The sequence below is a fragment of the Bacteroidota bacterium genome (genome assembly GCA_016714535.1).
In the GTDB taxonomy this organism is placed as follows: Bacteria; Bacteroidota; Bacteroidia; order AKYH767-A; family OLB10; genus JADKFV01.
In genome coordinates this window covers 137184-155238 of the sequence record JADKDR010000014.1, presented here as the reverse complement: position 1 = coordinate 155238, position 18055 = coordinate 137184, and the positions used below count along the sequence as shown (strand labels likewise).

The 18055-nt window shown below is 39.8% G+C and carries 15 protein-coding genes, 1 tRNA gene and 1 pseudogene; 7 read left to right on the top strand and 10 right to left on the bottom strand.

Annotated features, from left to right (window positions below):
• Positions 1-28 precede the first annotated feature (28 nt).
• The 3 genes and pseudogenes from IPO27_16925 to IPO27_16915 all read right to left on the bottom strand — a co-directional run bounded on the left by IPO27_16925 (position 29) and on the right by IPO27_16915 (position 2621).
• The gene (locus IPO27_16925) at positions 29-958 is read right to left on the bottom strand and encodes a gliding motility-associated C-terminal domain-containing protein (protein MBK8848121.1); all 930 of its coding nucleotides are present in this window, start codon (positions 956-958) and stop codon (positions 29-31) included.
• A 48-nt stretch (positions 959-1006) separates the two neighbouring features.
• Positions 1007-1552 (bottom strand): sigma-70 family RNA polymerase sigma factor, encoded by a 546-nt coding sequence (locus IPO27_16920; GenBank protein MBK8848120.1) that lies wholly within the window; start codon positions 1550-1552, stop codon positions 1007-1009.
• A gap of 80 nt (positions 1553-1632) precedes the next feature.
• Positions 1633-2621: pseudogene (locus IPO27_16915) on the bottom strand (aldo/keto reductase).
• Between the two features lie 143 nt (positions 2622-2764).
• On the opposite strand from IPO27_16915, the gene IPO27_16910 reads away from it, so the two are divergent.
• Genes IPO27_16910 through IPO27_16900 form a run of 3 tightly spaced genes read left to right on the top strand, consistent with a single transcriptional unit; the run spans position 2765 to position 4172 of the window.
• The gene (locus tag IPO27_16910) at positions 2765-3103 is read left to right on the top strand and encodes a hypothetical protein (GenBank protein MBK8848119.1); all 339 of its coding nucleotides are present in this window, start codon (positions 2765-2767) and stop codon (positions 3101-3103) included.
• 8 nt (positions 3104-3111) lie between these two features.
• Positions 3112-3516 (top strand): hypothetical protein, encoded by a 405-nt coding sequence (locus tag IPO27_16905; protein ID MBK8848118.1) that lies wholly within the window; start codon positions 3112-3114, stop codon positions 3514-3516.
• Positions 3516-4172: a hypothetical protein gene (locus IPO27_16900; protein MBK8848117.1), complete on the top strand. Its 657-nt coding sequence runs from the start codon at positions 3516-3518 to the stop codon at positions 4170-4172. Before IPO27_16905 ends, IPO27_16900 begins: the two co-directional genes overlap by 1 nt.
• Here IPO27_16900 and IPO27_16895 read toward each other — a convergent pair.
• From IPO27_16895 to IPO27_16875, 5 genes are all read right to left on the bottom strand, one after another.
• A complete protein-coding gene (locus IPO27_16895; protein ID MBK8848116.1) occupies positions 4169-4636 on the bottom strand; it encodes an RES domain-containing protein in 468 nt (155 codons plus the stop codon). The two genes, IPO27_16900 and IPO27_16895, sit on opposite strands and share 4 nt — an antisense overlap.
• Positions 4637-4647: 11 nt before the next feature.
• Positions 4648-5163, bottom strand: coding sequence for a DUF2384 domain-containing protein (locus tag IPO27_16890; protein ID MBK8848115.1), 516 nt, complete (start codon positions 5161-5163; stop codon positions 4648-4650).
• A gap of 64 nt (positions 5164-5227) precedes the next feature.
• Positions 5228-6445, bottom strand: coding sequence for an HD domain-containing protein (locus tag IPO27_16885; protein ID MBK8848114.1), 1218 nt, complete (start codon positions 6443-6445; stop codon positions 5228-5230).
• A gap of 173 nt (positions 6446-6618) precedes the next feature.
• Complete coding sequence (locus IPO27_16880; protein MBK8848113.1) at positions 6619-7272, bottom strand: 50S ribosomal protein L25/general stress protein Ctc; 654 nt, start codon at positions 7270-7272, stop codon at positions 6619-6621.
• Between the two features lie 35 nt (positions 7273-7307).
• A complete protein-coding gene (locus IPO27_16875; protein ID MBK8848112.1) occupies positions 7308-8264 on the bottom strand; it encodes a ribose-phosphate pyrophosphokinase in 957 nt (318 codons plus the stop codon).
• A 305-nt stretch (positions 8265-8569) separates the two neighbouring features.
• Between IPO27_16875 and IPO27_16870 the strand changes: the two genes are divergently transcribed.
• Positions 8570-8653, top strand: a tRNA-Leu gene (locus IPO27_16870).
• A gap of 118 nt (positions 8654-8771) precedes the next feature.
• Here IPO27_16870 and IPO27_16865 read toward each other — a convergent pair.
• Positions 8772-9467: a DUF4476 domain-containing protein gene (locus IPO27_16865; protein ID MBK8848111.1), complete on the bottom strand. Its 696-nt coding sequence runs from the start codon at positions 9465-9467 to the stop codon at positions 8772-8774.
• Positions 9468-9844: 377 nt separating this feature from the next.
• A complete protein-coding gene (locus IPO27_16860; GenBank protein MBK8848110.1) occupies positions 9845-10765 on the bottom strand; it encodes a bifunctional hydroxymethylpyrimidine kinase/phosphomethylpyrimidine kinase in 921 nt (306 codons plus the stop codon).
• A 168-nt stretch (positions 10766-10933) separates the two neighbouring features.
• Between IPO27_16860 and polA the strand changes: the two genes are divergently transcribed.
• From polA to IPO27_16845, 3 genes are all read left to right on the top strand, one after another.
• Complete coding sequence (polA, locus tag IPO27_16855; protein ID MBK8848109.1) at positions 10934-13708, top strand: DNA polymerase I; 2775 nt, start codon at positions 10934-10936, stop codon at positions 13706-13708.
• A gap of 377 nt (positions 13709-14085) precedes the next feature.
• Positions 14086-14211 carry a helix-turn-helix domain-containing protein gene (locus tag IPO27_16850; protein MBK8848108.1) on the top strand — a complete coding sequence of 42 codons (126 nt, stop codon included), beginning with the start codon at positions 14086-14088 and terminating at the stop codon, positions 14209-14211.
• Positions 14212-14488: 277 nt separating this feature from the next.
• A complete protein-coding gene (locus tag IPO27_16845; GenBank protein ID MBK8848107.1) occupies positions 14489-17932 on the top strand; it encodes a pyruvate carboxylase in 3444 nt (1147 codons plus the stop codon).
• Positions 17933-18055 lie beyond the last annotated feature (123 nt).

Sequence of the window (18055 nt, the reverse complement as noted above, 5' to 3'; positions counted from 1 at the left end):
TCTTTTTATTTATAGGATATTTCTTCTTCTACCTGATATCAATACTTCCACGATGTACAAGCGGTGAGTTATGAATTGTTTCGCCAAAGATAAAGTAAAAATAGGTGCCTGTTGATACCTGATTTCCATTTTTGTCCTTTCCATCCCATACTAATTCTGCTGTACCATTTTGTACTGACTTTATCGTCTTACCATTACGCTCATAAATCACCATATTGACTACTTTCATATTGTTGACGATCACCTTGAACTCATCATTTAGCCCATCTCCATTGGGTGTCATTACATTACTTATACGCTCCAAATCGAGGTATTGTGCAACATCATCCTTAGGCACAGATGGAATGGCTTTTTCATCTTCCTTAGTCTGACCCAGGTTATCAGGCTCTGCTTCAAGCTTATCGGGATTGGAATCTTGAGGGTCATTTTGTGTTTGCTTACCATCAACTCCATTTATTTGAGGAATTGCGGCAGGCGTATTAGCTTGAGGAGGTGCTGAGTTAGTGGTCGCATTTGCATCTAAATCAGGCGAGGTAGAGTTATTAGCACTAAGGGTATTTTCTTGATTAGCAACACTTTGAGTTGCTGCTATTATGGCATTTTCAGCTTGCTTAACCTTTTCTATTTCAGGATTTATGCCAATTGAAGATGGCTCCTCAACCTTTGCAACTTCTTTATTTTCAGAAGCAACGGTTGAACTAGAAACAACTTGTTCTGATTGTTTTAAATCGCTATCCTTATTGGTATAGAAAAAAGTAACTGCAGCAATAGTGCCTGCAAAAACAGCAGCAGCAATTGCCAAGGTAAGTTTTGAAATACCGGCTGTTCCAACTACAGCGGCTGTTGAACCTGCTTGTGCAATTGAACCACTTACCCGAGTCCAAATTTCAGGATTAACAGGCGACTCCAGGTTTTGTAACTGGTCTGCAAATAATTTATCTAATTCCTTATCGGTCATTTTTTTTCAATGGTAGCCTCGTTTACTTTTAAGAGGTCTCTTATTTCCTTATTTGTTTATACTGCTTACAACTGTTGCTTTAATTCGCTTCTGAAGATATTCGCGTGCCCGGCTTAATTGTGACTTGCTGGTACTCTCAGCAATCTTCAACTGAGCAGCAATTTCTTTGTGTGAGTAACCATCCAGAACATACATATTAAATATGGTGCGATACCCTGCAGGCAGCGAAGCAATTAATGTCATCAACTCTTTTGCCTGTATGCCATCGGTAGGCAGAGATGCAGAAGGTGGATCATTAAAGCGGGCGTCTATCACATCCATTCCTGGCATTTGAAGTTTTCTGCGCAATTCATCAAGCATATTATTAACTAGTACCCTGCGCATCCATCCCTCCAACGAACCTTCGAATTTAAAAGAACTCAGTTTGGTAAACACTTTTATAAATCCATCTTGCAAAAAATCTTCGGCTTCTTCCCTGTTTTCAGCATAACGCAGGCATACGGACATCATTCGGGGGGCAAAGCGGTTATACAATTCCTGTTGCGCTTTTGCTTCTCCTGCCAGGCATTGTGCTACAAGTTCGGCTTCATTCATTAGTGCTTTCTGATTTTACAAGACGCTGTTCTTTGCCTGGGGTTGCATCATTTATTTTTTTTATTAAAAATAATTTGAAGTTAAAATGCAGGTAACGTTGGCTTATTATCCAATATAATTTCTATTTCTGCAATATGTTCATTGGTTAGCTTGGGTAAAGTCTCCAATGCGGCAAGGTTTTCTGTTAACTGCGACACCGATGTGGCACCTAAGAGCACCGTACTAACATGAGGATTGTATAGACACCATGCTAATGCCAGCGAAGTAGTTGTTGTTCCCAGGCTATCAGCAATTGTCTTCATTTTTTTTACTTTTTCTATCCGTTGTTCGGTACGATTACGATCGCGCAGCCACTCAAGCCCATTAAATGCAAGTCGGGAGTTTTGTGGTACACCCTCGTTATATTTTCCGGTCAATATTCCACTGGCAAGTGGGGACCATATAGTGGTTCCCATTCCAACGTTTTTAAATATGTGTAAGAATTCCCTTTCCATTTTTTCGCGAGCAAACATGTTGTACTCAGGTTGTTCCATTGTTGGGCCTATAAGCCGATACTCGCGCGCAAACATGTGCGCATGCATTATTTCCGGTGCACTCCATTCGCTGGTACCCCAGTACAATATCTTACCTTGTTGCAATAAATGGTTCATGGCCCAAACTACTTCCTCAATCGGAGTATTTTTATCAGGACGATGACAAAAAAACAAATCCAGATAGTCTACGCTCATCCGCTTGAGGGCATCATGACAACATTCCATGATATGCTTGCGGCTTAATCCCCGTTGGTTTGGCTTGCTTTTTCACCATGAATGCCAAAAAAAACTTTACTCGAAACCAGATAGCTGCTGCGTTCCCACGCTACATTTGACAATACCTTACCAATCGCTTCTTCGGCTTTGCCGTTAGCATAAATCTCGGCACTATCAAAAAAGTTAACTCCTGCATCATAAGCCGTATGCATGAGTTGCTCAGTCATTGTATGGTCTATCATTTTGCCCATTGTAAGCCAGCTTCCCAATGATAATGCACTTACCTGTAAGCCCGAATTTCCTAATTTGCGATACTCCATTTTATTTTATTTTTAGGGTGTCAAAGGTTGTTCTTTTAAAAAGAAAATCATAGCTCGGTGTTATTCTTTCAGTTTAATGTTAAATATTTTTGTAGTTATAAATTATTCTGTTTCCTTTAGGACATTATTAAAAAAAATCTGCAATGAAAAAGTTTATTCCATTCTTAGCTATCGTCTTATTTATTCTTAGCGCTTGCGAAAAAGAAACCACAACAACAAGTGAACGTAAGGCAACAGGGCAATCAGGTTCTATAACCCGCTTTGCCATTAAAGATAATTATATGTATACCATTGATGTTAACTATGTAAAAATATTTGACATAAGTAACAACGATAACCCGGTATATAAAAACTCAATCAAGTTGGATTATGGTTTAGAAACCATAACCATATATGGTAATGGCATTTATGTTGGCGCCAATGATGGTTTATACTATCTTGATATTAATAATCCTGAAAACCCAATTCCTCGCCCAAAGTAAATCATGAAGTGAGTTGCGATCCGGTTTCAGTGCAAGGACATTATGCTTACTCCACTCAAAATGCTTATACCATTGGATGCGGGCATGCTTACAGCAAAAGTATATTAGCGGTATATGATGTACAAAACCCACAAATTATAAAAACAGTTGCAGAAGTAGAGCTAGAAGAGCCTTATGGCATTGCTGCTGAAGGCAACTGGCTTTACGTATGCGAAAACAATACCGGGGTTCTTATTTTTGATATTTCAAATCCGGCATTTCCTGTTTATAGTCATGAAATTCCAATGGCCAATTCAAGGGATATAATTCTCAATTATCCTTTTATGTTGGTTAGCTCACTAAGCAATGTGCAGTTGTATAATTATTCAGATATAAATAATATCACATTGGTAAGCACCTTCCAAACCAAATAATGCGCCTTGTAGCGTTAGCCCTAGTTTTTTTCATTTCAACTGTTTGTGCTGCACAGCAAGATAGCAGTGTAGTTCCAAAGTGGTCATTAGTTACCAAGCCATTTTACATTTTCGATCCTCTTAATCAGGGCTTAGAAGCAGGTATTGGTTATCGCTTTAACAATATCTTCAGCGCCCAGTTTAGAGGCGGCCCAATGTTTTCAATTTATAAAGCCGGCCCAAATTTTAAGAACAACAATTATGCAGGGTACCGCATAGCAGCTGAGGTACAGCTAAACGTATTTCGCACAAGCTACGAAAGTTACTATGTGGGTGCAGAATATCTTTATAAAGATTTCACAAGAACAAAACAGGAATGGTTTTTACGAATGGGTAATAAATATCAGCAGCTTTTGTTGCTCAGTAAGTTTTATGATGTGCATGGCCTTCATATAAAAGCAGGCTTAAATACAATTAATAGTAGCAGGCGAATTGCTTACGAATTTTACGGTGCAGTTGGAGCAAGAATTAAGTATGTATCCTTTAGCGAACTACCGGATGATGCAAGGTTTTTGGAGCAATCAAATTTTGAAAACGAAACGATTGAAGGCAAGAGCGGAGTCCCTGTTTTGTTTTTAGGTATGATAATGCACTTCAGGTTTACAAAAAATTATTAAACCAGATTTTGATATAGCCGTTGATCAAAACTAAATGGCTCGCAATTAATTATTTTAAGGAGGGAAGCTTTGGGATGTTGTGGATTGATAATATAATTGAACTCCCCCGGTAATACGGCTGAGGGAGCTTTTAGAAATAAATACATATTCTGTTTTAAAATACGGGTCCCTGTTTTCTTAGTAGTAGCTCCTGCAGGAATTTGCTTCCAATTTTGAGGAAGCTCCGAAGTTTTAATTTCAAATCCTTTTATCTTATCAGGAATTTCAATTTCTACTGAATACAATTGAGCGGGAAATGAATGTAACGGACTTTGGCAAAGCAATTCCAATGCGGCCAATGATAAATGAGATGAAGTATAAAGTGCTGCAGTACCAGGCTCATTCCAACGCCCACCGTATAACAAGGCTCCCGTGCCACTAAGATCGCGGATGTGTTTCCTAGCAGCAATACGATAAACGCGCATGAACAATAAACTTAAATATAAATACCATATTCAATGCGCATAAGCGTTGTCATAACCAACTTGATACCTGTACTTGTTTTCAACAAGTCGAATGGTTTGCGATTATGCAAAGCAGGAATAGGACTGTTTAGCCACAAGTTGAATTTCTCCTTATTGCCAAAAATTTCTTTGCCTTTAGCGGCCACCTCAGCTATGTCAATAGTCTTTTGCGAAATGGCAGCGCTCATCACATCGGTTGCTTTTTTACGTTGAAAAGTACGGATAGAAACATTGAGTAGTTGACTCATCTTATCCATAGATATATCGAGAAATTCGCTGACAGCCTTTACCGATTTCATTTTTATACCTGACTCAGCCTGCTGGATTAGGTCAAACTCGTTTTTGATTTTTGAGTTCAACGCTTTACCACCAAGGATGTTGTAAAGATCATCGAAAAACACGTCAGCAATAGATGCATCAGAAAAAGGCTCTTCAAGTGCTATAGCAACAGGTGTTGCCTTTACCGGTAATCGTTTTGTTTTGCGCATGCGGCAAATGTACAACAATATGCGACAAATGTCGCACACTGTGCAAAATATTTTTTTTATTGAGCTAATACCTTTCGGTGCATAAATAGTACTTCACAATTGGCTCGCTCAGCACAGAAATATTTAAGTTATCAGAAGCCTTGGCGATATCCAGCACCTCGCCATTTTTATAAAGAATATTTATCTGTTCCGTATTTGGCTTATACGCATTGTTTGAAACGGTTCCTGTAAAAATAAAATAGGCTGCCTCTTGCTTGCTTATTTTATAAGTCTCGCAAACCGAATTAGTCAATTGCTCAATTAACTCCTTCTCAAAAGGAACTTTTGCAATATTTATCTTATACAAGTTTCTGTTTATGATATTGGAAGATAGACGCGAAAGCACAAAGTCACTATGGCGCATCCATACTTTTATGGCTGCATATAAATCATAATCATCAAGCGCAATGTAGTTGGTTAGTACTTCCTTATTATTGTAAAAGTCCTCATTGCTAATTCGGTTTTGTAGAAAAAAGTTAAGAGCAGGTGTAGCAAATAATGATTGGCCGCTTTCGGCCAATTCCACGGCACGCTTAAGAATATTGACCAGCAAATTTTCTGCTGACAATACCGTTTTATGCAAATACACTTGCCAGTACATAAGCCTACGTGCTATAATAAAATTCTCTACCGAGTATATTCCCTTTTCTTCCACTACGAGCGAATCATTGTGTACATCGAGCATTTTTATGAGGCGGTCACTACTGACCACTCCTTCGGTTACACCGGTAAAAAAACTATCGCGGTTGAGGTAATCCAAACGGTCCATATCAAGTTGAGATGAAACGAGCTGATGCAGAAATTTTTTCGAATAGGTGTTTTTAAAAATTTCAAGTGCGAGCTCGAGCTTCCCTCCCATCTCATTATTTAGTGCTTCAATTATGATTTCTGATATTCTTTCGTGATGAATGCCGCTAACTATGGAATGTTCGAGTGCATGCGAAAAAGGGCCATGCCCGCTATCATGCAATAGTATAGCAATAGTGGCAGCCTCGGCTTCTTCATACGAAATTTTTACATCTTTGCTTCGTAACGAAGCAATGGCTTGCGTCATCAGGTGCATAGCACCAAGGGCATGATGGAATCGCGTATGCAGGGCCCCCGGGTATACATAATGCGTAAGACCTAACTGCCTTATTCTACGCAGTCGTTGTACATATGGATGCGCTATAAGCTGGTTAATTACCGGAAACGGAATTTGTATAAATCCATATACCGGGTCATTGTAAATTTTGGAAGTCATGCTGCTAAGGTAGTAAGCACTGCGCTATGTACCAAACTATGTTGATGATAATGATGCTTAAATTTTATTAAAAATTATCAATCGAAACATATATTATCACCGTTACATCGGTCTTTTGTGAAACAAAAAAGCCCATGCATCTGCATGGGCTTTTAAGATTTTTTTACCTGTGCTTATTTCTTTGCTGCCGGTTTTGCTGCTGCTGCTGGGGCTGCCTTAGCTGCCGGGGCTGCTTTGGCTGCTGCCGGGGCTGCTGCTGCCGCTGCTGCCGGGGTCTCAACTACATTACGAGTAGTACGAACTCCAACAATCATGTTGCTTGGCGTATCCAGAAATTCAACATTGGCCATCTCCATTTCGCCTACCTTTATTGTTCCTCCTATTTGCAATGAAGAAATATTTACCATAATACGGTCAGGAAGATTGGCAGGTAATGCTTTTACTTTAAGTTTCTTTAACTTCTGTATTAATTTACCTCCTTGCTTAACCCCTTCAGAGGCTCCTTCCAACTTTACCGGTATTTCCATAACTACCGGCTTTTCAGGAAAAATCTGAAGAAAATCGATGTGAAGAAGTTTGTCTGACACAGGATGAAACTGTAAATCCTGCATTACTGCCTTGTAGCTACTGCCATCGATAGACAATTCTACCGTGTGTACATCGGGCGTGTACACCAAATGCTTGAACGACATGGCCGGAGCAGTGAAAGGTACCTGCTCTTTACCACCGTAAAGAACGCAAGGCACGTGTCCTGATGCTCTCAATTCTCTAAGTGCTGACTTAGATAAATTTACCCTTTTGGTACCCGCAATTGCGAATGATTTCATTTTGTTTTGTTTTTAAAATTTGAAATTTATAATGATTAATATCCTTTTACAAATAATGGACTAAAAGATTCGTACGAGTAAACCTTTTGAATTGCTCGTGCAAATAACTCTCCGGTTTTAAGAACTTTAATCTTTGGAGATTCATGCTTTAAAGGGATGGTATCGCATACGATAATTTCTTCTATAGGAGATTTTTCGAGGCGCTCGTAGGCAGGACCCGACAAAACGGGGTGTGTGCAAAATGCACGTACACTGCGGGCTCCGCGATCTATCAGTATCTCGGCCGATTTAGTCATGGTGCCGGCAGTATCAATTATATCATCTACTAATACCACATCTTTGCCCTCAACATCACCAATTACCTGCATGCTTTCAATTTCGTTTGCACGCTTGCGATGCTTATCACAAATAGCCATTTCTGCATTAAAATACTTGGCATAAGTGCGGGCACGATGTACGCCTCCCATGTCAGGAGCAGCAATCAAAAGGTTATCGAGCTGGAGGCTCTTTATGTACGGAACAAAAATAGTTGTTGCATCCAGGTGGTCTACCGGAACATCAAAGAATCCTTGTATTTGCGCTGCATGTAGGTCCATAGTCATAATGCGGGTAATACCGGCAGCCGATAATAAATTGGCAACCAACTTAGCTGCTATAGCAACTCTTGGCTTGTCTTTACGATCGCTTCGGGCAAAACCAAAATATGGAATAACCACTGTTATGTAATGGGCGCTTGCCCGCTTAGCTGCATCTACCAACAGCAATAATTCGAAAAGGTTTTCGGTTGGCATGCAAGTAGATTGAATTAAAAACACATCACATCCTCTAACCGATTCATCAAAACTTGGAGAAAACTCTCCATCGCTAAATCGCGAAACGGTTACCTCGCCTAGGGCTTGTCCGTAAGCCTCGGATATTTGTTCGGCCAAATATTTGGACGCAGTACCCGAAAAAATTTTCACCTGATTAGCAACTCGCTGACTGTCTTTCATTTTGCAATGCCCTTATATTTTAGGGAGCGCAAAAGTAAATTATTTTTTGAAATAAAAAAGGTTTGAAATAATGGCGCTTATTATTATTTGATTAATGCCATCGGCTTTTTACGATAAGCCCCGCACTTGGAATGGGATGCTTACGCTTGTGCGTGATTAATTCAACAAATATTGCTGTTTAGAAAAAGTTAGGGTTTGAATCGCACTTGTCAGAAGTCTTAATGCAGTTATGCCAAAATCTCCTTATTTATTTTCAAAAACAAAAAAATTAATACTTTCGCCCGCTCAATAAAAATTCCATTCATGCCCGGGTGGCGGAACTGGTAGACGCGCTAGACTCAAAATCTAGTATTGGCAACAATGTGGGGGTTCGATTCCCTTCCCGGGTACAACATTAAGGCTGTTTTAATCGACAGCCTTTTTTTATTTACGCCTATGACCACTAAAAAAGCGGCCTCCCATTGGAGGCCGCCTCACTTAAACAGAAATAAAACCACCTTAAATCAATTAACCATTTATGTATTCATTCAATTCATTTATGCTGCTCGAGAAAGTAAACTCATTGTTTACCATAAAATAATTCTCGCGGTCAACGGTGCTTTGGTATGCAGACTTTGCAAATGCTAACCGATTGCTTTCAAATGTAAATTCGCGCATTAGTATGGCCACCTGACGGCTACTAATTTTATTTATGCGCAAAGCTGCAAGCGCTATACTAAGTTTGGTATCGTCAAAATTCTGATTACAAACTGTTCTTCGCAAATCTTCAAATTGCGTATCGCTCATGTAGCATTGACTGGCGCAAACCTGCTGATTATTGTAACCTCCACCATTACCATTGTATCCATAGTACCCATTATCAATGACAACCGTATTAGGAATTACTGCAACAACTTGCAAGTTCTGAAAACCACGTAATACGGTACTCATTTCGCTTGCTTGCTCCACATACACCATTTGATTAAAAACCAAACGTGGGGCATGTTGAGGGCGTATTTTATACACTGTTACTTGTCGGTATCCTGCTGGTATGCCGGTTAATAAATGCTTGCGCGAATAATTTGTAAAAGGCCCTTTATCAATAGATATGCTGATAAGGCTGTTATCATTGGTTCGTATAGCAAAACTGCTAAGTAGATGATTGGCCTGCGCTGCTATGCTTATGGTGATAAGCACTAAAATAAAAAGTACTGTTTTTCTCATAATGGCTTGCTCCTTTCTTTTTTGGTTTAACCTATTTGATTAATGTTTGTATTGACATTAATTCAATACGTATGCCATCTAAACATGAAATGGCCTTCATTCATAAGGTATTCATAAACAGAAAAGCAAGAATGCAACGCAACATATAACCTTGCTGCAAGTTGCACATACAACATATGACTTCACCTTTTTAGTTGAAGTTTAGTAACAAACTCATTTAGATTTGCTAAAAAAATAAAGTTGGGAATTAGCTGTTTGCTACCACCTAAATTTTTGGCATTAGAGAATGTTGCGTTGCAACATTTATAAAAAAATAAAATGATTTAATCTTAAGATGAAAAATGCAAATAAAATGTTGAACGAAGCTAGTTAAGCATTTACTCGTCAATTCGAAAACTTACCAAATCGTAAAAAGAATTTACACGCTCAGTAATTTCTTTTTCAGATAATTGAAGCATACGCTCGGTGCCAAATTTTTCTACACAAAAAGAAGCCATGGCTGAGCCAAAAATGATGGCACGCTTCATATTATCAAAAGAAATATCATCTGTTTTGCATAAATAACCGGCAAAACCTCCGGCAAACGAATCACCGGCACCGGTAGGGTCAAACACTTCTTCAAGCGGTAAGGCTGGAGCGAAAAACACTTCGTTTGAGTTAAACAACAATGCGCCATGTTCTCCTTTCTTAATTATTACCACTTTGGGGCCCATAGCAAGTATTTTGGTTGCCGCTTTGCGCAACGAATATTCTTTACTAAGCTGTCGCGCTTCTTCATCATTAATACTCAACACATCAGCACGTGGTATCATTTGCATTAACGCATCCCATTGTGAATCCATCCAAAAATTCATTGTATCCATTATCACCAGTTTAGGGCGTGCAGCAAGCCGCTCGAGCACCTGCATTTGTATTTGTGGCATCAGATTGCCAAGCAATAAGTAATCAGTATTTGCATATGATGCCGGAACCTGAGGATCAAAGCTAAGCAATACATTAAGTTGGGTATCGAGCGTATCGCGGGTATTCATATCCGCATGGTACTTGCCACTCCAGAAAAAAGATTTCTCTCCCTTTTTAATTTGCAACCCATCGGTATTTATACCCATGGCACTAAACGTGTCTATCATAGACTGTGGAAAATCGTCACCTACTACCGAAATAATATTTACCGGCTTGGTAAAATATGATGCGGCAATAGAGGCATAGGTTGCAGCACCTCCGATAATTTTATCTGTTTTTCCAAAAGGAGTTTCGATGGCATCAAAGGCTACTGTGCCTACTGTTAAAAGGTTCATTTTACTTAGCTTAATTTTTGCGGGTGCAATGATAGGGAAATAATCAGAAGAATAAATTCAGACCACGAAAACGTACCTCACGTGCTTTGATAAATTTGTTTCTCACATTGATGCACTATTATACATTTGCACAAGAGTTGATTATTGCCCTTTAATAAATCTGCCTTTATGAAAAAACTTTTCCTTTTAGATGCTTTTGCATTGATATATCGCGCCTATTTTGCTTTTAGCAAGAATCCCAGAATAAACAGTAAGGGCATGAATACAAGTGCCATATTTGGCTTTACCAATACCTTGCTCGATATATTGAACAACGAAAAACCAACGCACCTGGGTGTTGCATTTGATACCAGCGCACCTACTGCCCGCCACATTGATTATGTTGAGTATAAGGCTCAGCGCCAAGAGGTACCCGAGGATATTCGACTTTCAATTCCCTATATTAAAGATATTATTCGCGCTTTCAATATTCCCATCCTAGAGATGGATGGATATGAGGCCGATGATGTTATTGGAACGATAGCACGCAAGGCTGAGCAACAAGATTTTAACGTGTTCATGATGACACCTGATAAAGATATGTGCCAGTTAGTTACCGAAAAAGTATTTATGTACAAGCCGGCCAAGTTTGGAGCGCCTGCCGAAGTAATGGGAATAGATGCAGTGTTGGAGAAATACGATATCAAACGTGTTGATCAGGTAATTGATCTTTTGGGGCTGATGGGTGATGCGGTAGATAATATTCCGGGTATAAGAGGAGTAGGTGAAAAAACTGCTAAAGATTTATTGAAGCAGTTTGATACGGTTGAAGGAGTGTTGGCTAACACTGATAAATTAAAAGGTGCTTTGCAAAAGAAAGTTATTGAAGGTGCAGACAATGCACGCCTTTCAAAACAGCTGGCAACCATTATTATAGATGCACCCATCGATTTCGATCATATGCACTTAGAAGTAGCGCCTGTGAATCGCGAAAAAATACAATCTATTTTTGCAGAGCTTGAATTTAAACAACTTACCAAACGGGTGTTAGGTGAAGAGCCTACAACTGCTGCTCCAATATCAAAACAAGGGAGTCTGTTTGATGCTGATACGGATGCAACTGCTGAACCAGCAACAATTGTCAGCAACAAAAAAACAATTAACGATGTTGCTCATACTTATTTCCTTTGTGATACAGAAGCTAAGCAAAAAGAATTGTTAACCCTGTTAATGAAGCAAACTGAAGTTTGCTTTGATACCGAAACTACCGGTATAGATGCCAACAGTGCTGAGTTGGTTGGTATGTCATTTTCTTTTGAGCCTTACACAGGATATTATATTCCAGTAAGTGCAACATATGACGATGCTCTTGCTACCGTTAACCTTTTTAAACCTTTTTTTGAAAATACTAGCATTGCCAAAGTGGGGCAAAACATGAAATATGATATACTCATGCTGCGTTGGTACGATATTGTAGTGCAAGGAGAAATGTTTGACACCATGCTGGCACATTACCTGCTTGAGCCTGATCAGCGACATAATATGACTGTGCTTTGTGAAACATACCTCAACTATTTGCCCGTACCGATAGAAAATTTGATTGGAGAAAAAAAGGCCAGTCAGATAAGTATGCGAAATGTTGCTTTGGAACAAATAACTGAATATGCTGCCGAAGATGCAGATGTAACCCTACAACTAAAACATATACTGTTACCGTTATTACATGAGAATAACCTATATAAACTTTTCAGCGAGGTAGAAATACCGTTGATGAATGTACTGGTTGCTATGGAAATGGAAGGTGTTGCCATCGATGCTTCCTTCTTAAATGAATATGCGCTAGTGTTGCAAAAAGAAATTGAAGTATCAGAAAAAGATATCTATGAAGCTTGTGGACTTACCTTTAACATTGCTTCACCACGCCAATTAGGCGAGGTGTTATTCGATCATTTAAAAATTGACCCTAAAGCCAAGAAAACCAAAACCGGACAGTATGCCACAGGGGAAGATGTGTTAAGTAAACTTGCAGATAAGCATCCTGCAGTAAATAAAGTATTGGAATTTCGCGAACTCGTAAAATTAAAGAACACGTATATTGATACACTACCAACCATGGTAAATAAGCGAACACTCCGTGTACATACATCGTTTGCACAAGCTGTAGCAGCAACGGGTCGCTTAAGTAGCAATAATCCCAATTTGCAAAACATTCCTATCCGCACCGAACGTGGTAAAGAAATACGCAAAGCGTTTATAGCTCGTAATGATAAATACACGCTGATGAGTGCCGACTACTCGCAAATTGAATTGCGCATAATTGCCGAGTTTAGCAAAGATGAAAGTATGATTGATGCATTTAAAAATGGTATCGATATACATGCAAGCACGGCAAGTAAAGTTTACAATGTTGCCCTTGCCGATGTTACCGGTGACATGAGGCGCAATGCAAAAATGGTGAACTTCGGAATCATATATGGTATAAGCGCTTTCGGTTTATCGCAACGATTGAATATACCGCGAGGCGAAGCCAAAGAAATTATCGATAATTATTTTGCACAGTACCCCACCATAAAAGCATACATGGATGGCAGCATACAACAAGCCCGCGAAAAAGGTTATGTTGAAACTATATTAGGACGCAAGCGATATTTGCGCGATATAAATTCGGCAAATGCCGTAGTACGTGGTTTTGCCGAACGCAACGCTATTAACGCACCCATACAAGGCAGTGCTGCCGATTTAATTAAAGTAGCCATGATTAATATTTACAACGAATTTCGTGCAGCTAAATTCAACACAAAAATGACTTTGCAAGTACATGATGAACTTGTGTTTGATGTACCTCTCGATGAAGTAGAAATTGTAAAACCTGTAATAAGAAAATGTATGCGCGAAGCAATCAAAATGACCGTACCCCTCGAAGTAGAAATTGGTGTGGGGCACAATTGGTTGGAGGCGCATTGATGGGGAGGTGAAATACCATGCGTTAAGCCCATGGATACAATTTGATGTGGCTATAGGATTTTGTGTGGCTATATCTTGCAGTCAGAATTTGCAGCGAAAGCAACAATTCTAAAAACTCGACTCACCTCTACCATTCGAAACCCACAAGGTTTTAAAAACCTTGCGGGTTTTATTGCGCGTTATAAAATTTCAGTTTAAGCCTTTGAGCCGCAAGCTGGACTCAATTTTGTAAGGATAGATTTTAATCTATCCCAAAAGGGAATGTAAAAATTTAAAAACGTGTAAGTTTCAAAAACCCATCAAGAATTTTTATACTATTAAAAAATACTTAATAACTCAAAAACCTATTAACTCAATAACTACTCTGGGGCCTTGAGTTGAGCCACATATCAAGAATAGAAAGAGGTATTATTAACACCAGCATTACAAACGTATTTCGCATTGCAGAAGTATTAGAAATTGCTTCGGCAAAGTTAATTGAGTTAAATTTGGAGTCATCCTAAGTTTAAGTTGCTACAGCAGTATTCAATCTTTTATTATTTGAAAGGCAATCTTCACTATTAGGGCAATTCCTTATTTTAAAAAAAATAAGTAAGCACTAATTGGGCAGAATATGATGAACTGTGTTTTAAGCCTTGTTGCTTTGTGCAATTATAAACACAGCGTTACTCATAATTAATTCTGAGGCGTTATTTTTTCAAACGTACATTGCTGTTCATTTGTGCAGCAATTGAAACGTTCGTTTTCAAGCAAATATTCTAACAAGCAGTATTAAATCTGATGCAAAAAATTCAAAAACTTTTGGTGGCGAATCGTGGTGAAATTGCCATACGCGTATTGCGTGCAGCGGCCGAACTAGGCATACGCACCGTAGCCATATACACTTACGAAGACCGCTATTCGCTTCATCGCTATAAGGCTGATGAATCCTATCAGGTGGGCGATGCTTTGGAGCCGCTAAAACCCTATCTCAACATTGAAGAAATTATACAGGTTGCAAAAAAATACGAAGTGGATGCGATACATCCCGGTTATGGATTCTTAAGCGAAAATGTACAGTTTGCAAGGCGCTGTCGCGAATCAGGAATCATTTTCGTAGGGCCTAAACCTGAAGTCATGGAAAAGCTAGGTGATAAAGTGGCAAGCAAACTGGTAGCACGTTCGTGCGGAGTGCCGGTTATTGAAGACAATCAGCAGAAACTAACCGAAGTGAGCATTGCTAAGACAGAGGCAGCCCGCATTGGTTTTCCGGTGATACTTAAAGCAAGTGCCGGTGGTGGTGGTCGTGGCATGCGTGTGATACGCCAAGCCGAAGATCTTGAAAAAGCATTTATCGAAGCACGCAGAGAAGCTGGCAATGCCTTTGGTGATGATACTATTTTTATTGAAAAATTTGTTGACAACCCCAAGCACATCGAAGTGCAAATATTGGGCGATGAGTATGGGAATATAGTCCATTTGTTTGAGCGCGATTGCAGCGTGCAGCGCAGGTTTCAAAAGGTGGTTGAAATTGCACCTGCACCCTCGTTGCAACAACATACCAAAAATAAATTATTTGAATATGCCCTTGCTATTGCTCATGCAGTAAAGTATAATAATGCCGGTACGGTTGAGTTCCTTGTAGATAGGCAGGAGCAAATCTTTTTTATTGAAGTTAATCCACGCGTACAGGTAGAACACACTGTAACCGAGCAGGTCACAAACATTGACATTGTGCGTTCGCAAATATTGATTGCAGATGGAAAAGAATTAATGAGCAAAGAAATTGATATTCCCAATCAGGAATCGTTGCGCTGTCACGGTTTCGCTATACAATGCCGAATTACAACCGAGGACCCTCAAAATAATTTCAAACCCGACTATGGTACGCTCATCGCCTATCGCAATGCAGGGGGCTATGGAATCCGAATAGATGAAGGCAGTTCTTATCAAGGTGTAAAAATTTCACCCTTCTTTGATAGCATGTTAGCAAAGGTAACAGCTACCGGCAGAACACTGCGCGGCACTAGTGCACGTATGTTACGCACCCTGGCCGAATTCCGCATACGCGGAGTAAAAACCAATATAGTATTTCTGGAAAATGTGTTGCGCCATGAGGTTTTTCAGTCGGGACAATGCACGGTGCAGTTTATCGAAAATTATCCGGAGCTGTTTAATTTTAAAACCCGGCAAGATAGTGGCACCAAGGTATTGCGATATCTGGCCGAAATATGTGTAAACGGAAATCCCGATGTAACCAAAATAGATAAGGGCAGGAATTTTCTGACACCGGTTATCCCCACTTACAACAAGTATGAAAAGCCAACAGATGGCACCAAGCAATTGCTTAATAAACTTGGTCCTGAAAAATTTGCTGATTGGTTAAAAGCAGAAAAAGAAATAAAGTATACCGATACCACCTTGCGCGATGGGCATCAATCGTTACTTGCTACACGTGTGCGCACCGCTGATATGCTTAACATTGCAGCAGCCTTTGCACATTATCATCCGCAAACATTCTCTATGGAAGTGTGGGGTGGTGCTACTTTTGATGTGGCCTTGCGCTTCCTGCACGAGTGCCCATGGCAGCGGCTTCGTAGCCTGCGTGCTGCAGTACCCAATATTTTACTTCAAATGCTTATTAGAGGAAATAATGCAATAGGTTATGCCGCATACCCCGATAATCTTGTCGAAAAATTTATCGAGCAATCCTTTGCGAATGGAGTTGATATTTTCAGGATTTTCGATTCGCTTAACTGGACCAAGAGTATGCGAGTAAGCATAAACGCGGTGCGCGAGCGCACCGCAGGTATTGCAGAGGCATGCATTTGTTACACCGGTGATATACTCGATAAAGAGCGAGGCAAAAAATACTCGTTGCAATATTATGTTGACCTCGCTCTGCAATTGCAGGATATGGGAGCGCACGTGCTAGGCATTAAAGATATGTCGGGATTGCTAAAGCCATATGCGGCTGAACTATTGGTTGCTACGCTTAAAGAAAGACTCGACATACCAATACATCTGCACACGCATGATACCGCAGGTATACAATCTGCAACTTATTTAAAAGCCGTAGAAGCAGGAGTAGATGTTATTGATGTTGCTTTAGGCGCCCTATCAGGACTGACTTCGCAGCCCAACTTTAATTCGGTAGTCGAAATGTTGCATAATACCAAACGTGAACAGAAGTTCGATATTAATTCGTTAAATGAGTTTTCAAATTATTGGGAAACCGTGCGCGAATTTTATTATCCTTTTGAAAGCGGCTTACTGGCAAGTACTGCCGAAGTATACAAACACGAAATTCCGGGAGGACAATACAGCAACCTGAAACCGCAGGCCAACTCCCTCGGCTTGTCTGAAAAAATGCATGAAATTAAAAAGGCATACGAAGATGTAAATATGCTGTTTGGCGATATCGTAAAAGTTACTCCTTCAAGTAAAGTTGTCGGAGATATGGCCTTGTTTATGGTCACTAATAAATTAACCAATGTCGATATTTTTTCAAAAGGAAATTCGCTTTCGTTTCCAGAGTCGGTAAAGAGCATGATGCGTGGTGATCTTGGGCAGCCTCCCGGAGGCTGGCCTGTGCAATTGCAGAAAATAATTTTAAAAGATGAGCAACCTTATACCGATTTGCCCAATGCACATTTGCAACCTATTAATTTTGACAAAGAGTTTGACGCCTTTATCGAAACTTACGACAACAGTTGCACTATGCTCGATTTCCTTTCATCTAAATTTTATCCCAAGGTGTTTGACGAATACTATCAGCACCGCAAACAATTTGGCGATGTAAGTTCCTTACCTACCACTGCCTTTTTTTACGGGATGAAAAACAATGAGGAAATTCTAATCGAGATAGGAAAGGGTAAAACCGTTATTGTTCGCTTATTGTACATTGGCGATGCCGATGAAAATGGCATGCGTACTGTATACTTCCGCCTCAACGGGCAAACACGCGCGCTTGAAGTAGTTGATAAAAAAGCTACCGTTAAGCGTGTGCACCATTCCAAGGCCACCACTCCGCATCATATAGGGGCACCGTTACAAGGCATGTTGAGTAAAATTTTTATTAAAGAAGGAGATAGCGTTTCCAAAAACGCTCCATTGTTTACCATAGAAGCCATGAAGATGGAAACTACCATTACGGCCACAACTACCGGAGTGATTAAGAAAATTGTAATCCCTGAAAAAACACTGGTAGAGGCCGATGATTTGATATTAGAAATGGCAGAATAAATCAAAACTTTTGCAAGCTGGCTTATTCCAATGTTATGCTCAAAGTTACCCCAGATTAGTCCTTTACTGCTACACGTGCAAATAGAATCGCTTCCATTGTTTTAACCTTGGTAGAAAATACAT

Bases quoted from the DNA above. Each gene is read 5' to 3' on its own strand.
- IPO27_16925 (MBK8848121.1), bottom strand. From the start codon at position 958: ATGACCGATAAGGAATTAGATAAATTATTTGCAGACCAGTTACAAAAC.
- IPO27_16895 (MBK8848116.1), bottom strand. From the start codon at position 4,636: ATGCGCGTTTATCGTATTGCTGCTAGGAAACACATCCGCGATCTTAGT.
- polA (MBK8848109.1), top strand. From the start codon at position 10,934: ATGAAAAAACTTTTCCTTTTAGATGCTTTTGCATTGATATATCGCGCC.
- IPO27_16910 (MBK8848119.1), top strand. From the start codon at position 2,765: ATGAAAAAGTTTATTCCATTCTTAGCTATCGTCTTATTTATTCTTAGC.
- IPO27_16900 (MBK8848117.1), top strand. From the start codon at position 3,516: ATGCGCCTTGTAGCGTTAGCCCTAGTTTTTTTCATTTCAACTGTTTGT.
- IPO27_16890 (MBK8848115.1), bottom strand. From the start codon at position 5,163: ATGCGCAAAACAAAACGATTACCGGTAAAGGCAACACCTGTTGCTATA.
- IPO27_16885 (MBK8848114.1), bottom strand. From the start codon at position 6,445: ATGACTTCCAAAATTTACAATGACCCGGTATATGGATTTATACAAATT.
- IPO27_16865 (MBK8848111.1), bottom strand. From the start codon at position 9,467: ATGAGAAAAACAGTACTTTTTATTTTAGTGCTTATCACCATAAGCATA.
- IPO27_16875 (MBK8848112.1), bottom strand. From the start codon at position 8,264: ATGAAAGACAGTCAGCGAGTTGCTAATCAGGTGAAAATTTTTTCGGGT.
- IPO27_16920 (MBK8848120.1), bottom strand. From the start codon at position 1,552: ATGAATGAAGCCGAACTTGTAGCACAATGCCTGGCAGGAGAAGCAAAA.
- IPO27_16845 (MBK8848107.1), top strand. From the start codon at position 14,489: ATGCAAAAAATTCAAAAACTTTTGGTGGCGAATCGTGGTGAAATTGCC.
- IPO27_16880 (MBK8848113.1), bottom strand. From the start codon at position 7,272: ATGAAATCATTCGCAATTGCGGGTACCAAAAGGGTAAATTTATCTAAG.
- IPO27_16860 (MBK8848110.1), bottom strand. From the start codon at position 10,765: ATGAACCTTTTAACAGTAGGCACAGTAGCCTTTGATGCCATCGAAACT.